This is a genomic window from Tenacibaculum litoreum (genome assembly GCF_964513915.1).
GTDB classification, from domain to species: Bacteria; Bacteroidota; Bacteroidia; order Flavobacteriales; family Flavobacteriaceae; genus Polaribacter; species Polaribacter litoreum.
Genome location: NZ_CAZEQS010000004.1, coordinates 209,638 through 224,849, shown reverse-complemented (window position 1 = coordinate 224,849; position 15,212 = coordinate 209,638). Strand labels below are relative to the sequence as shown.

Sequence of the window (15,212 nt, the reverse complement as noted above, 5' to 3'; positions counted from 1 at the left end):
AATACTGTTTAAATCGATTGTGTGTTTGTCCAAAAATAATTTACTAAGTAAATTCCTGCGAAAACAGCTAAAAATCCGATGATAAAGCTAGCAACAGTGTATAGTGCGAAAGAGGCGAAATCTCCAGATTTTAGAAAGATATGATTTTCATAGGCAAAGGTTGAGAAAGTGGTAAATCCACCACAGAAGCCAGTAGCTAATAATAAAGTGTGGTTTTGTGTTATGGTTTCATTTTTAGCAGCAAGACCTAAAATAATTCCAATAAGTAAACTACCAAGAATGTTGGCGGCAAAAGTTCCGTATGGAATTCCTGTTTGAGGGCTATTTAGAGCTTTTCCAATAATGTATCGTAAAACGCTTCCTGCTCCACCACCTATAAAAACTAATAATAAATGTTTCACAAAAGTACTTCTAAGTTAATAGCTAGATTTTGCTCTTTTGTTGAACGAGATGTTGTAAGAATCTCTACAAGAGCTTTTCATATCATTGCGAAAATAAGAAAACCTCACAAATTTGTGAGGTTTTCTTTGTGTATATATAGTATAACTGTTTATAGTTCTATATCATCGGCGTCTGTCCAGTTCCATTTTCCACTAATTATTCCGTTTTTTACGGTAACAATACCAGGATTAGCTCTAATTACAGTTTTTAAAGCTGTTTCATCACAAAATCCAAAGGTGTAGGGCAGTCCGTACTCTTTTTGGGTTGTAGCTAAGTCTTCAATATAAGAAGCGGTTAAGACATAAATTTCATAACCTTGTTCACTAGCTTGTTTTGCTACCTTAGAAACATCAGCAATACCATCTTTTTCGGTTTTCTTTAAATTAGACATAATAATAAGCATTGCTTTTTCTTTTGCTAACATTTCATCTAATTTGTCACCTTCATCTGTTTCTATCATAAAATCATGTATAGGAGGAAGTTCGTCACTATCTTCTGGGTATTCCATTCCTTTAGCAATATCTGTTCCTATAGAATAGGCTCTAAAATCAATAATTGGTAAATGTTGTAAAACATAATAAGTTACAATTAGCGCTAAAAAAAGAGAGCTAAAGGTTGTTAAAGAAGAAAACTTATTTGAAACTAAAGGTTTAATATGTTTAACTCCTAAAATAAGAATCACAATAAAAACCATAAAAATAACATTCTTGTAAAATGTTTCTTTAGGAGTAAGTTTTAAAGCGTCACCAAAACAACCACAATCTGTAACTTTATTGTAGGTGTAAGAGTACCAAGTTAAAAATAAGAAAACTAGGTTTAGTCCAAATAAGCTCCAAACGGTAAGTCTAGGTTTGTAGCCCACTAAAAGCATGATACCTAAAACCAATTCGGTAACAATTAAAAGGATTGAGAAAGGTAAAGCGTAAGGAATTAAGAATTCTAAATTTAATACATCGGCACCAAAGTACTCTTCAAATTTATATTGAGACCCAATTGGGTCTACTAATTTTACAAATCCAGAGTAAATAAAAAGAAGTCCTACAAGTACTCTTGAAATATGAGTTAACATTTTTAAAATCATATAGGGATGTTTTTAGGTTAATTATCTGATTCAGAAAGGTGAATCATGGCAAAAATAGCATAATTAATCATATCTTGATAATTAGCGTCAATTCCTTCAGAAACTAAAGTTTTACCTTGATTGTTTTCAATTTGTTTTACACGAAGTAGTTTTTGCAGAATTAAATCGGTTAACGAAGAAACTCTCATATCTCTCCAAGCCTCACCATAATCATGGTTTTTGTTTTCCATTAACTCTTTGGTGATTTTTATGTGTTTATTGTATAAAGTAGTAGCCTCTTCGGTAGTTAAATCAGGTTGTTCAACAATACCTAGCTCAATTTGAATTAATGCCATTATAGAATAATTTATAATGCCAATAAATTCTGATTTCTCCCCTTCATCAACTTTTCGCTCAGTATTTTCTTGTAATTGACGTATGCGTTGAGCTTTTATAAATATTTGATCGGTTAATGAAGGAAGTCTTAATATTCTCCAAGCACTACCATAATCACTCATTTTTTTTACAAACAAATTTCTACATTCTTCAACTACAGTATCATACTGTTTAGAGGTGTTCTGCATCTTTCTTATTTAAAAGTATTCGACCAAAAATAGTAAATATTACAAGCTTTTCATTTATTTTTACTTGGAAATTTAGCATGATGACAATTAATTGTAAAGGAACCTTGGTGGATTTAACTAAGCCTAAGGTTATGGGGATTTTAAATGTTACTCCTGATTCTTTTTTTGATGGAGGAAAGTACAAAAATGAAGGAGATATTCTTGCGCAAGCAGAAAAGATGCTGAAAGAAGAGGCTACATTTATTGATGTTGGAGCGTATTCTTCAAGACCAGGAGCAAAACATATTTCGGAAGAAGAGGAGTTACAAAGAATGCTTCCTGTAGTGGAGTTGTTGGTTAAAAACTTTCCTGAAATTATTATTTCGGTAGACTCATTTAGAAGTAGAGTAGTGGAAGAGTCAATAAAAGCAGGTGCTGCAATTATAAATGATATTTCTGGTGGAAAGATGGATGAACAAATGTTTGAGACAGTAGCAAAATTACAAGTTCCATATATTATGATGCATATGCAAGGGACACCACAAAATATGCAAGAAAATCCACAGTATGAAAATGTGGTTACCGAAGTGGTTTCTTTTTTTGCAGAACAGCTTTTTAAATTGCGTCAGTTAAAGGTAAATGATGTCATTATAGATGTTGGTTTTGGTTTTGGGAAAACACTTAATCAAAACTATGAGCTACTTAAAAAAATATCATTGTTTAAAAGTTTAGATGCTCCTATTTTAACAGGGGTTTCTAGAAAATCTATGTTGTACAAATTGTTAGGAATAACACCTAAAGAAGCTCTAAATGCTACTACTGTAGCCAATACAATTGCTTTGTTAAACGGAACACATATTTTAAGGGTACATGATGTAAAAGAAGCAGTTGAGGCGGTTAAAATTGTGGAACAGTTGTAATAAAATCCTTACATTTACTTATCAGGTAAAGGTAAAATACCTAAAAGCTTGTTTTAAAGTAAAAAAACTTCAAAAAATTAATGAATTTAGATTTTATCGATTTTTCGTTTCTTGACGTATTAGATATTTTTTTAGTAGCTGTGTTACTTTTCTATATTTATAAGTTGTTAAAAGGAACTGTAGCGATTAACATTGTAATTGGAATAGCATTTATATTTTTAATATGGAAAGTTACACAAGCCTTACGTATGGAAATGTTAAGTGGAATTCTAGGATACTTGCTTTCTGGAGGAGTTATTGCGTTAATTATTGTGTTTCAACAAGAAATTAGAAAGTTTTTGTTAATGATAGGAACCACAAATTTTTCTACTAAAAAGGGTTTTTTAAATCAATTAAAGTTTTTGAAGACAGAAATTCATACTGAAACTGATGTTGAAACTATTTTGACGGCTTGTGTTAATTTATCTAAGACAAAAACTGGAGCATTATTAGTGATTGAAAAAACAAATAACCTTGATTTTTTAATCAATACTGGTGATAAAATGAATGCGTTGGTTAATGAAGCAATTATTGAAAGTATTTTTTATAAAAATAGCCCGTTGCATGATGGTGCAACAGTTATTCGAGATAACTACATTGTGGCAACTCGAGTAATATTACCGGTTTCTAATAGTGCTAAAATACCTTCTAGGTTTGGATTACGTCACAGAGCAGCCATTGGTGTTAGCGAAAAAACAGATGCAATTTGTTTATTGGTTTCAGAAGAAACGGGAGAAATTTCATACATAAAAGATGGAGAGTTTGTATTATACAAATCGTTGGAAGAGCTCCATAGGAAATTAGAAAAAGATGTAATGGCATAAAAAAAAGCTCGCAACTTGCGAGCTTTTTTTATGTTCTGTCCAAAAAAGATTATTGAGCAGGAGCCATTTTAGATTGAATAGCAGTCATAACGCTATTGAATTTTTTAGCAGCTTCTTCGTCTAAGTTAGCAACGATGTCTTTAGCTTGTGTAGCTAATTCAACACCTTTTTTAGCTAATTCAGAGTTCTTTACTACATCTCCTTTTGCTTCGATATAATCTTTAGCATATTGAGAGTAAGACTGTAAGTATTCTCCTACTTTAGGGTCTTCAAATTCTGGAATTTCGATACCTTCGATTGCAGATTCTACAGCTTCAACAGCTTCTTCAGTAGCCTCTTTAACTTCTTCTGTTGCATCAGCAGCAGCTTCTTTAGCTTCTTCAGTAGCTTTTTCTACAGCCTCAACAGCATCTTTGGTAGCGTCTTTAGCCTCTTCTTTAGTGTTCTTACATGATGTTGCTAATAAAGCACCAACAACAAATACTGATAAAATTACTTTTTTCATCGTTAATTGATTTTTAGTTTTTAAGATTGAATAACAAATGTACTATTTTGATTGACGTAAACAAATTTATTTACATCACCGTTTCACTATTAAACTGTTTTTCATACAAATTCTTATAATAGCCCTCATGTTTTTTTAACAATTCTGTATGATTTCCTTTTTCAACTATACGGCCTTTGTCCATAACTATAATCATATCAGCCTTTTTAATGGTTGCTAAACGATGAGCAATTACAATAGAAGTTCTATTTTTTGTGATTTCATCAGTAGCATATTGAATCATTTGTTCTGAATGTGTATCAACTGATGAGGTAGCTTCGTCTAAAATTAAAATACTAGGTTTACTTACATAGGCACGTAAGAAGGCAATTAGTTGTCGTTGACCAGAGGAAAGCATACCCCCACGTTCTTTTACGTTGTAATGATAATTGTTAGGAAGGCTCATTATAAATTCATGAATTCCAATTTGTTTCGCGGCAATTTTAACTTCTTCAAGAGAAATGTTTTCGTCGTTAAGGGTGATATTATTTAAAATACTATCTGAAAATAAAAACACATCTTGTAGTACAACGGCTACTTTTTGACGCAGTGAAGCTATTTTATAATCCTGAACAGGAATATTATCAATAGAAATTTCACCATTATCTATTTCATAAAAACGGTTTATAAGGTTAATAATGGTCGATTTACCAGCTCCTGTAGCACCTACAATTGCAACAGTTTGCCCTTTTTCAACATTAAAACTTATTCCTTTTAAAATTTCTTCATCTTTAATATAGCTAAATCGTACATCTTTAAAACTAATAGTTCCTTGTATGTTATCAGCAGTAATAGTTCCGCTTTTATCTATAGAGCTTTCAGTATCAATTATATTAAATACACGTTCACCTGCAACTATTCCCATTTGTAGTTGATTAAACTTATCTGCTATTTGTCGTAATGGTCTGAAAAGCATTTGAGCCATTTTGATAAAGCCAATGATAGCACCGACACTCACGGCTTTGTCTTCAACGACCTGTAAACCACCATACCATACAATAAGTCCTATTGCAATAGAAGAAAGAATTTCAGCAATAGGGAAGAAAATGGAGTAATACCAAACGGTTTTAACATGTGCTTTTTTATGTTTATTGTTAATTTCAATAAAGTTTTTATACTCAATTCGTTCTCTATTAAATAGTTGAACAATTTTCATTCCTGTAACTCTTTCTTGCACAAAGCTATTTAGATTTGCTACTTGATTACGTACATCTTGAAAGGTAGACTTTATAGCTATTTGAAATAGTTTAGTAGCGTAAATTAATACAGGTAATGTTGCAAGTGCAATTAATGCTAACTTCCAGTTTGTATAGAACATTACAATGATTACTACAATCATTTTTAAAACGTCACTAACAATCATAAAAACACCTTGCGTGAAAAAATTGGCGATAGTTTCTATATCTGAAACAACACGAGTTACCAATTTTCCAACTGAAGATTTATCAAAATACCCCATTTTAAATTGAAGTATTTTTCTAAAAGTTTTAGCTCTTATGTCTCTAATAATATGTTGTCCTACCCAGTTAGCATAATAAATAAAACTAAATTGAAAAAATACTTGGATAAGTAGTACTACTATCATGGCAATTGTGAAATACAATAGCCTAGTAAAGTTTTTTGTTGCTATAAAGTCATCTATAGCCGTCATTAAAATGACAGGTGTTAGTACAGCAAATCCTGCAAGTAAAATGGTAGATAGTGCTGCAACTGTAAATCGTACACGGTATTTTTTTGCAAAACTCATAAGTCTTGCAAAAATTTTAATATCAAATGCTTTTCCTGTTGTTTTGCTCACTATATATAATCGTATATTACTTTTGTTAAAAATAAACCTTTTGCAGGAACTGACACCCCCGCTTTACTCCGATTTTTACTTTCTATGATTTTTTTAAAATCATTTACAGTTATTTTTTCTAAACCAACATCAATTAAAGTTCCTACAATAGCACGAACCATGTTTCTTAAAAAACGATTGGCACTAATATGAAATGTTAATTCGTTTTCATTTTTGATCCATTTTGCATTGGTAACAGTACAGTTAAATGTGTGTACATCTGTTTTTACTTTTGAAAAACATTCAAAATCTTCATAATCATATAAAATTGCTGCTGCTTTATTCATCAATTCTATATTTAACTGCTGATGGTGTAATTGCCAAGTGGTATCTAATAAAAAGGGATTTCTCCCTAACCAAATTTTGTACTCATAACTTCTGCTAAGTGCATCGAAACGAGTATGAGCATCGTTGTGTACTAACAGTGTTTTGAATATAACAATATCGTCTGGCAAAATAGCATTCAATTTATAAGTGAAATTATCATTTAATGGAGTTTCTACATCAAAATGAGCAAACATTTGAGATGCATGAACACCAGCGTCAGTTCTTCCTGCTCCTACAATGTTTATCTCTTTTCTTAAAATTGTGCTTATTGCCTTATTTATTTTTTCTTGAACTGAAATTGCATGTGGCTGTATTTGCCATCCATGATAATTTTTTCCGTTGTATGCTAATTCAATAAAATACCTCAAGAAGTGTAAAATTTTAAAGAGCTAAATTATAAAATTCTAATTTGAAAAGTACTAGAGAAGGAAGTAAAATAATGTTTTTGAGTTTTATTAACATATGTTAACAGATTAACTGAATGTTTATGTTATTTTTGTCACCTTTTAGAATACGATAGTGAATTCCCCTTTCATTAATATCCCCTTAGTATAAAGAAATCCATGATGTAATGTCGTGGATTTTTACTTTTTAATTCATTAGTTTTGTCCTGATGAAGAAGATTTTACTCCTTTCCGATACACATAGTTTTATTGATGAGCAAATTTTAAAGTTTGTAAAGCAAGCTGATGAGGTTTGGCATGCAGGTGATATAGGTGATTTAAATGTAACTGATACAATAAAAAAACTGAAACCACTTAGAGCTGTTTATGGAAACATTGATGATAAAGATGCTAGGGTAGAGTTTCCATTAGACAATAAATTTACTGTTGAAGGTGTTTCTGTATGGATAACTCATATTGGTGGATACCCGAATAAGTATAATCAAAGAGTTAGAGAAGAACTGAAAAAGAACACACCACAATTATTTATTTGCGGGCATTCGCATATTTTAAAAGTTCAATACGATAAAAAATTAAACTTATTGCATTTGAATCCTGGAGCAGCAGGGAATCATGGGTTTCATAAAGTTAGAACCATGCTGCGTTTTGAAATAGATAATGGTAATGTAAAGAATATGGAAGTTATCGAACTAGCTAACAGAGGTTAGCTTGCTAAGATTTTTTTCTTTTTTTAGTATAGGGACCTTAATGAGTATAGAGGTGCCTACATTTACTACAGATTTTATAGTTAGCTTACCATCCATCATGTGAATTCTAGCTTCAACTTGGTTAAGGCCTATGCCATCAGAAAAAGAAGAAGACGAGGTAGAAAATCCTACCCCATCATCCTTAACGAGAACGGTTAGTTGATTTCTCTCTTCTTTTAAATCTATTTGTGCATGTTTGGCTTTACTATGTTTCAAGATATTGTTGATTAGTTCTTGAATCACATTAAATATTTTTATTTCAAACTCTTGATTGTATCTGTTGATGTTTTTTGCTGAAACTTCAAGTTTTAACTGGCTGTTAGAATACTTTTTAACAACATCTTTAATAGCATATTCTAGCCCAAATTTTAATAAAATTGAAGAAACTAGGTTGTGAGATAAGTCTCTTACTTTTTGTGAGGCTTCAGAAATAATAGCTTGTGTTTTTTCTATTTCTTGAGGCATATCACCATTAAATTGTTTTTTTGTAGCTGTTAAATGCATGTTAGCAGATGAAAGTAATGCACTAACATTATCGTGTAATATTTCTGCGATGAGTTTTCGTTCAGTTTCTTTTCCGTCAATCGTAGCGTTAAGAATTTTAACTTGTGCTTCCGATCGTACTTTTTCAAGGTTTTGTTGTTGGATAAGTTTACTTTCAGATAATTTAAGACGTAGATTTTTCTGGCGAAGTTTATAGTTGTATATGATTACTCCTGAAACAATTAATACTAAAAAGCTTAAAGCACCAAAGAGCATAGATGTTTTAGCTTCTTGGGCTTCTTCTAATTTTCGCTGCTCTTCAACTAAAGCTGTTTTCTCTTTTTCTAAATTTACCTCTTGTTGAGCATAAATCTCTTCAATCATTCTTCTTATTTCCTTGTCTCTTAAATCATCTTTAATATTGTAAGACTTCTCTTGATAGTCGTAGGCTGTATAGTCTTTAAGTTTATATAGTGCAAAAGATAGGTTTAGGTATAATCTTTCTTTAAATTTAACAGCTTTTATACTAGTATCATTTTCTATAAGTTCAAGGCTTTCATAGTATTTTTCTCTTGCTTTATTGTATTTTTTTTCAAGAAGATAAATACTAGCTAAATTAGTTATTGCAGCTGATAAGAATATTTTATTATTTTGTTTTTTATGTATTTCTATAGCGAAGTTTGCATTTTCTTTTGCCTTGTTATATTCTTTTCTTTTAAAATAAATACCAGATAAGTTACTATACGCCCTTGCCTTGTATGATAATAAATCTTTTGATTTAGATTTAATTTTTATTAACTTTTGAAAATATACGAGAGAACTATCTTGTTCTTCTTGTCTTAGAAAAGAACTACCAATGTCAAGTAAGCTTTTGGCATACCAATCTTCTATAAAGGTAAGGTTAGGCTTGGGGTTTTCAAATTCATTGTTATAATTTGAATGAATTTCATGTCTAAGTTTTTGATTAGCTTTCTTGTAATACGATAAAGCTTTAGAGTAATTGTTAGTTTCAGTAAAAATATCCCCTATTAAAAAATATAATTCTATTTCAGAATCTAAGTCTTTAATTTCTTTACTCTTTTTTAAAAGAAATAGAGCTTTGGTTAAGCTTTGAGAATAATTTTTTTTTTGAAAAAGATCTTTTGATTCTTTTATTTTTTTTAACAAAGAGCTATCTCTCTGTGAAAAAGTTTGACCTTTATACAGAGAAGTAGTTTCTTTATTAAAAATAGAGTTTTTTTTTCGTTCTTGCTTCAATCTATTATTAGCACAAATTGCAAAACTCATTAATAAAAAATAAAATAAAATATATGTTCTCCTTAAATAAAACAATGTTGATATTTATGATATTACAATAACGGGTTTTTCTTCAATAGAGACGTAAGTTTCTGAATCTGATTTACCAGAAGTGTTTTTGTGGTTAACAAAATTAATCTTTAATGTTTCATTTGCCCCCACTTCTAACTGTCTAGAAAATGATTTTTGTGAAGCATCTCCACTTGACAGATGAACTTCATAAGCTTCAATCTTTTCATTATATATAAAATCTGTGGCTACGTTACTGTTAACTACAAAATTTAATTGATATGTTCCGTCTTCATTTGCTGTTATACTGTACGAATTTAAAAATTCTGTAATTCCTTTAGCAAAGGTAATATTTTCATCCTCGACATATATACTCTTTCGTTTCCCATTGGTTGCTTCTAAGAAACCAATTTTTAAATGATCGTTTTCAATAGAAAAATCATTAGAGTGTTTGGTCGCTGTTTTTTGTGGGGTTTCAGCTAAAATTATTTCTTTAGAGTTGTCTACATTAGTTACTGTTGTCACATCTGTGTTATCTGTTGTGTTAAAATCAATAGAATAAGCACCAGTTGCATCTCTTTTTAGTGTATATGATTGTAGTAAGTTGTCTGGGTTATTCTCTATAACTTCCGCTTCGTTAGAAGAACAAGAAGCAAAAATAACACTAAGGCTCAAAGCTAGGAAATAAGGAGTAAATTTTTTCATGACTTATTGGTGTTTATTGAGATTAGATTTTTTTAAAAAATAGCGATGTACTTAGGATAGATGTTAAGAGACGGGGGACGATATCTCTTAGGGGATAAAAGAAAACAAAATGAAGGGGTTTTCTATACTATGTTAAATAACGCGTACATCGCTATTGGGTTTATTGTTAATAGCAGTAGTTGATTAGCGATGCATTATGTGTATAGACTCGGGGGGCTTCTTCTTAATCTGGGGGACTAAAGAAAATTTGAAGGGTTGATTATGTCTTTACACTATTTTGTTTCTCACTGCATACATCGCTAAACCTACTACATTTTTTACTTTTAATTTTTTATATAAATTACTTCTATATGTTTCTACTGTTTTTATACTGACATTGAGTTTTTCTGCAATTTCATTGGAGCTTTTCTCTTTAGCAATTAACTTTAATACAGCAATTTCCCTCTCAGTTAAATCCCCATGCAAAAATTCTGGTTCATCTTCGTCTTTTGCATCTGAAGCATATAAGTCTAATAATTTTACTTTAATATCTTCACTAATATATTGTATGCCGTTGTGAACAACTTTTATGGCATCAATTATTTGCTCATTAGCTCGACTTTTATCAACAAAACCATTAGCGCCTAGTGCTATCATTTCTTGAACTAGTTTTGGGTCGCTTAAGCTTGATAGTATTATTGTTTTAATGTTTGTGTTACGTTTTTTAAACGTTTTTAAAACTTCTATACCATCCATCTCAGGCATGTTTATATCTAAAACTAATACATCTGCTGTATTTTTAGAAGACCAGTTTACTACTTGTCTACCTGTTAAAGAAAAACCCTCAACTTCAATGTCATCTTCAGTATTTAATAAAGCAATGACTCCGTCTATTAATATTTTATGGTCATCTGCTATGTGAACTTTTATCTTGTTGTAATTCATAGTTGTTATTACAGTTACAAATTTATGAGGTTAAAAGAGTGTGTACAATACACAGTATCCCTAATTGTTTCATCAATGACTCAGGGAAAACCCTGAGTTTTTTTTAACATTTCTTTAACATTTAAGGTTATAGGCCTTGAATAGCCTAGGAAACAAAAATAAAAAACCGAGATTTAAATCTCGGTTTTTTTCGCACTAAATATACTAAGATGTTAGGCTTATCGTAATCTATCTACAGATTTTACAAGATCTTCATCCTTCTTAATGGCTCTATTTGCTAAAACTAACAGCAAAATAACAATGATAGGAAAGAACATCCCAATACCTTTCTCAGAAACCAAAGCTTCTCCAGATAATGTTTGTGATAAATAAATCAATACTCCTAATAAAAAAAGGTTTATCAAAATGTTTAAGCGGTTTAGTACAAATTGTAACTGACGATTTTTAAATAAAAATATTGTTACAAATGAAACTAAAGCTGAAATAAAAAATAAAACAGGAATACTTTTTTCTAAGATTGAGTTCCCAGAAAATAAATCTAAAATATAGATAGCGTTAGTTTGAGAGTTACTCCAAAGACTAAATAAAAAAGTCAATCCTCCAGAGATAATTCCTGCTACTAATAAGTATATAGATTGTATTCTTTGTATCATAATTTTTTATCGGGTAGCAAATGTAATACTTCTTTTTTTAAAAAGAAATATTAGAAGTTAAAATATTTGTATATATTTGCCTTGTATGTAACCGCACAAAATTATTATATAGCCCCTATATAATTAGCACTCAAAACAAAACTTAATACAAAATAATTCTTTATACATAAAGGATTTTAGTAACTTAACTATTTAACGAATGTTCGATATTTCGGAATTAAAAACTAAAAAATTAGCTGACTTACAAGTTATTGCGAAATCAATAGGATTAACGAAAATTAGTCAACTTAAGAAGTTAGACTTAGTATACAAAATTTTAGATGCGCAAGCAGAAGCAAGTGCTAATGAGGCTAAACCAAAACCTGCTCCTAAAGCAGAGAAGCCAAAAAGAAAAAGAATATCTAAAACAGAAGCTAATACCACAACTAATACTGTTGAAAAACAAGAAGATAAAGTTGTTGTTAAGCCTGAGGTAAAAGAAGCTCCAGAAAAAAAGGAGCCGGTTGCCAAGCCTAAAAAGAGGGTAGAAGATAAGAAACAGCCTCCTAAAGCTGTTGAAGATAAAAAGCAACAACAACCTCAACAACAAAAGCAGCAGCATAATAAAAATCATAGCAACAGAGATAGAGGTAATAAGCACAATAAAAATCAGAATACTAATAAACAACATCATAAAAGCGGTAATAAGTACCGTGATCCTGATTTTGAATTTGATGGTATTATAGAGAGTGAAGGTGTATTAGAAATGATGCCTGATGGATATGGGTTTTTACGTTCTTCTGATTATAACTATTTGTCATCTCCAGATGATATTTATGTTTCTCAATCTCAAATTAAATTATTTGGATTAAAAACAGGTGATACGGTTAGAGGTAATGTACGTCCTCCAAAAGAAGGTGAGAAGTACTTCCCTTTAATTAGAGTTTCAAAAATTAATGGATTAAATCCAAATATTGTACGTGATCGTGTCTCTTTTGAGCATTTAACTCCATTATTTGCTGATGAAAAATTCAATTTAGCAGAAAAAGGGAGCACATTATCTACTAGAATTATCGATTTGTTTTCTCCAATAGGGAAAGGACAACGTGGTATGATTGTAGCGCAGCCTAAAACTGGTAAAACGGTATTGTTAAAAGATGTAGCAAAAGCAATTGCAGCGAATCATCCTGAAGTATATCAAATCGTTTTATTAATTGATGAACGTCCTGAAGAGGTTACCGATATGCAACGTAGTGTACGTGGTGAGGTGGTTGCTTCTACTTTTGATGAACCAGCTGATAAGCATGTTCGTGTAGCTAATATTGTGTTAGAAAAAGCAAAACGTTTAGTAGAATGTGGACATGATGTAGTAATTTTATTAGATTCTATTACACGTTTAGCAAGAGCATACAACACCGTAGCACCAGCATCTGGTAAGATTTTATCTGGAGGTATTGATGCAAATGCATTACATAAACCAAAACGTTTCTTTGGAGCAGCTCGTAATATTGAAAATGGAGGTTCTTTAACTATTATTGCTACTGCACTTACTGAAACTGGTTCGAAAATGGATGAGGTTATCTTTGAAGAATTCAAAGGAACAGGTAACATGGAGTTACAATTAGAGCGTAATATTGCAAACCGTAGAATTTATCCTGCAATTGACTTAATTAAGTCGAGTACACGTCGTGATGATCTATTATTAGATGAAAAAACAGTACAACGCATGTGGGTATTACGTAAGTATTTAGCTGATATGAACCCTATTGAAGCAATGGAGTTTATTCAAGATAGAATTAAAAGATCATTAAATAACGAGGAATTCTTGATTTCAATGAACGGATAGTCGTTAGTTTATATAAAATAAAAAATCCTGCTCTCAGCAGGATTTTTTATTTTGGGTATATCACAAAATCTAGTGGAACATCAAACTCATGAGTGTCTTCTATTTTTTTAATAGGAGGAAAGAAATTAAGGCCTACAGTTAGCGTATCTTCTCTACACTCTGATAAAAATCGATCATAAAATCCTTTACCATAACCAACTCGGTATTTTTGCTCATCAGAAATTAGCATAGGGACAAAAACTAAATCGATATCTTTTACATTAGCTTGTTCTGCATTTATAGGCTCCGGAACACCAAATTTGTTAAGTTCTAGTTTAGTATCTTTTTCAAAATAAAAATGTGAAAGAGTATCGTCTTCAAAATTACATCGGCTTACAATAACCCTTTTTTCTTTATCTCTAAAAAAATCAATGATAGGCTTCGTGTCTATTTCATTAAACTTTCTCATGGATAAAAACAAATGTACTGTACGAATATCATTAGTTTGTAACTCGAATATTTGTTGATATATACTCTCTTGTAGTTTTTCTTTTTCTGTTTGAGTAAGAGAATTTCTCTTTTGTTTGTATAGTTTTCTAAGGTTAGATTTAAGCATTGGGTTACAACGATTTTAATTCTTCTTTAAGCTTTTTTGTTAATCCTTTTACTATAAGTTCGTATGAGTGATCAATCAATTCAAAAACAAAAGTATCAGAAACATCATTGTTTAAAGTAACTGTATTCCAATGTTTCTTACTCATGTGAAATCCTGGATTAATACTTTCATAATCAGCTCTTAATTCTAAAGCACGTTCAGGATCACATTTTAAATTAACCTTAGGCTCATGTTGCTCCCAGCTATCTAAACCTGATAACGAAAACATTTTATTCATTACTTTAAATACTAAAACATTATCATCAAAAGGAAAATGTTCAGTAACTCCTTTTTTGGTAATGCAATAGTTGCGAAATTCTTCAATATTCATTATTCAATTAAGTTTTGAGTTGATTCAGGAATTTTCAAAGCTGAATAATCCAACTTCCAACCAATAGTTTCCACTAAATTTTGCATTAAGGTAACAGCTTCTAAAGCTTCTTTATTTGCGGTTTGCATTAAGTTACTTTCAGGTATCTTTTGAAGAATATGTTCTTTAGCCTCTTTATTAACTTCAGTTAAATCTTCAGAGCTAAATTTGTTAAGTAATCCGTTTTGAATATCGTAGAAACGTAAATTAGGTTCTATTGAAAACACTTCTGGTTGTGGGAATTCAGATAAAATCAATACCTTTTTCTTTGTGTCAGTATGCATTTTTATTTTCCTAAAATCAAAACCAATATGCACTTTAGCATTAATTAGAATAATAGCTTTTTTCTTACTGGTAACAAGTCCTAAAAATTTTTCTTTAGTATTTTCATGATGGTATATCTCGGCAAATTCCCCTTCAACAGTAATTAATTTAGATACTTTTTTAATCTTATCTAGCAGAACTACCGATTGTTTTTCGGTTAAATTTTTTCTTTTTGCAGAGGTGAATTTTTTAAAAATGTAATAGGATATAATGGCACCTCCTGCCAAACCTATAAAAAGTAATTCCATAACTACGAATTTACATAAAATAGGTAAAGCATAAAA

17 protein-coding genes are annotated in these 15,212 nt (G+C 30.7%); 4 read left to right on the top strand and 13 right to left on the bottom strand.

The annotated features are described in order from the left end of the window. Positions 1-8: 8 nt before the first annotated feature. The 3 genes from crcB to ACKTTR_RS12530 all read right to left on the bottom strand — a co-directional run bounded on the left by crcB (position 9) and on the right by ACKTTR_RS12530 (position 2,085). The gene (gene crcB / locus ACKTTR_RS12540) at positions 9-401 is read right to left on the bottom strand and encodes a fluoride efflux transporter CrcB (protein ID WP_408028173.1); all 393 of its coding nucleotides are present in this window, start codon (positions 399-401) and stop codon (positions 9-11) included. Between the two features lie 149 nt (positions 402-550). Next, the gene (locus tag ACKTTR_RS12535; protein WP_408028172.1) at positions 551-1,510 is read right to left on the bottom strand and encodes a BT_3928 family protein; all 960 of its coding nucleotides are present in this window, start codon (positions 1,508-1,510) and stop codon (positions 551-553) included. A gap of 29 nt (positions 1,511-1,539) precedes the next feature. Next, positions 1,540-2,085, bottom strand: a complete 546-nt coding sequence (locus tag ACKTTR_RS12530; protein ID WP_408028171.1) for a DUF1599 domain-containing protein — start codon at positions 2,083-2,085, stop codon at positions 1,540-1,542. An 80-nt stretch (positions 2,086-2,165) separates the two neighbouring features. Between ACKTTR_RS12530 and folP the strand changes: the two genes are divergently transcribed. Both folP and cdaA read left to right on the top strand, forming a co-directional pair. Then, positions 2,166-2,984: a dihydropteroate synthase gene (folP, locus tag ACKTTR_RS12525; RefSeq protein WP_408028736.1), complete on the top strand. Its 819-nt coding sequence runs from the start codon at positions 2,166-2,168 to the stop codon at positions 2,982-2,984. A gap of 80 nt (positions 2,985-3,064) precedes the next feature. Further along, the gene (cdaA, locus tag ACKTTR_RS12520) at positions 3,065-3,847 is read left to right on the top strand and encodes a diadenylate cyclase CdaA (RefSeq protein ID WP_408028170.1); all 783 of its coding nucleotides are present in this window, start codon (positions 3,065-3,067) and stop codon (positions 3,845-3,847) included. A 49-nt stretch (positions 3,848-3,896) separates the two neighbouring features. Here cdaA and ACKTTR_RS12515 read toward each other — a convergent pair whose 3' ends face one another. The 3 genes from ACKTTR_RS12515 to truA form a co-directional block, all read right to left on the bottom strand. Beyond that, positions 3,897-4,352 carry a hypothetical protein gene (locus ACKTTR_RS12515; RefSeq protein WP_408028169.1) on the bottom strand — a complete coding sequence of 152 codons (456 nt, stop codon included), beginning with the start codon at positions 4,350-4,352 and terminating at the stop codon, positions 3,897-3,899. Positions 4,353-4,422: 70 nt separating this feature from the next. Further along, complete coding sequence (locus tag ACKTTR_RS12510; RefSeq protein WP_408028168.1) at positions 4,423-6,189, bottom strand: ABC transporter ATP-binding protein; 1,767 nt, start codon at positions 6,187-6,189, stop codon at positions 4,423-4,425. After that, positions 6,189-6,923 carry a tRNA pseudouridine(38-40) synthase TruA gene (truA, locus tag ACKTTR_RS12505; RefSeq protein WP_408028167.1) on the bottom strand — a complete coding sequence of 245 codons (735 nt, stop codon included), beginning with the start codon at positions 6,921-6,923 and terminating at the stop codon, positions 6,189-6,191. Before truA ends, ACKTTR_RS12510 begins: the two co-directional genes overlap by 1 nt. A gap of 245 nt (positions 6,924-7,168) precedes the next feature. On the opposite strand from truA, the gene ACKTTR_RS12500 reads away from it, so the two are divergent. After that, a complete protein-coding gene (locus ACKTTR_RS12500) occupies positions 7,169-7,666 on the top strand; it encodes a metallophosphoesterase family protein (protein ID WP_408028166.1) in 498 nt (165 codons plus the stop codon). Here the strand turns inward: ACKTTR_RS12500 and ACKTTR_RS12495 are convergent. From ACKTTR_RS12495 to ACKTTR_RS12480, 4 genes are all read right to left on the bottom strand, one after another. Beyond that, on the bottom strand, positions 7,649-9,475 hold the full coding sequence (locus tag ACKTTR_RS12495) for a tetratricopeptide repeat-containing sensor histidine kinase (protein WP_408028165.1): 1,827 nt from the start codon (positions 9,473-9,475) through the stop codon (positions 7,649-7,651). The genes ACKTTR_RS12500 and ACKTTR_RS12495 overlap by 18 nt on opposite strands. A gap of 54 nt (positions 9,476-9,529) precedes the next feature. Next, complete coding sequence (locus tag ACKTTR_RS12490; protein ID WP_408028164.1) at positions 9,530-10,198, bottom strand: hypothetical protein; 669 nt, start codon at positions 10,196-10,198, stop codon at positions 9,530-9,532. A gap of 267 nt (positions 10,199-10,465) precedes the next feature. After that, positions 10,466-11,122 carry a response regulator gene (locus tag ACKTTR_RS12485; RefSeq protein ID WP_125344720.1) on the bottom strand — a complete coding sequence of 219 codons (657 nt, stop codon included), beginning with the start codon at positions 11,120-11,122 and terminating at the stop codon, positions 10,466-10,468. Positions 11,123-11,340: 218 nt separating this feature from the next. Then, positions 11,341-11,775 (bottom strand): DUF4293 domain-containing protein, encoded by a 435-nt coding sequence (locus ACKTTR_RS12480; RefSeq protein ID WP_408028163.1) that lies wholly within the window; start codon positions 11,773-11,775, stop codon positions 11,341-11,343. Positions 11,776-11,974: 199 nt separating this feature from the next. Between ACKTTR_RS12480 and rho the strand changes: the two genes are divergently transcribed. Continuing rightward, positions 11,975-13,600 carry a transcription termination factor Rho gene (rho, locus tag ACKTTR_RS12475; protein ID WP_408028162.1) on the top strand — a complete coding sequence of 542 codons (1,626 nt, stop codon included), beginning with the start codon at positions 11,975-11,977 and terminating at the stop codon, positions 13,598-13,600. A gap of 46 nt (positions 13,601-13,646) precedes the next feature. Here the strand turns inward: rho and ACKTTR_RS12470 are convergent, their stop codons facing one another. The 3 genes from ACKTTR_RS12470 to ACKTTR_RS12460 are packed head-to-tail and all read right to left on the bottom strand — an operon-like array spanning position 13,647 to position 15,176. Next, the gene (locus ACKTTR_RS12470; protein ID WP_408028161.1) at positions 13,647-14,195 is read right to left on the bottom strand and encodes a 5-formyltetrahydrofolate cyclo-ligase; all 549 of its coding nucleotides are present in this window, start codon (positions 14,193-14,195) and stop codon (positions 13,647-13,649) included. Positions 14,196-14,199: 4 nt separating this feature from the next. After that, positions 14,200-14,565, bottom strand: a complete 366-nt coding sequence (locus ACKTTR_RS12465; protein ID WP_408028160.1) for an MmcQ/YjbR family DNA-binding protein — start codon at positions 14,563-14,565, stop codon at positions 14,200-14,202. Then, positions 14,565-15,176 (bottom strand): DUF4230 domain-containing protein, encoded by a 612-nt coding sequence (locus tag ACKTTR_RS12460; RefSeq protein ID WP_408028159.1) that lies wholly within the window; start codon positions 15,174-15,176, stop codon positions 14,565-14,567. Before ACKTTR_RS12460 ends, ACKTTR_RS12465 begins: the two co-directional genes overlap by 1 nt. Positions 15,177-15,212: the final 36 nt, after the last annotated feature.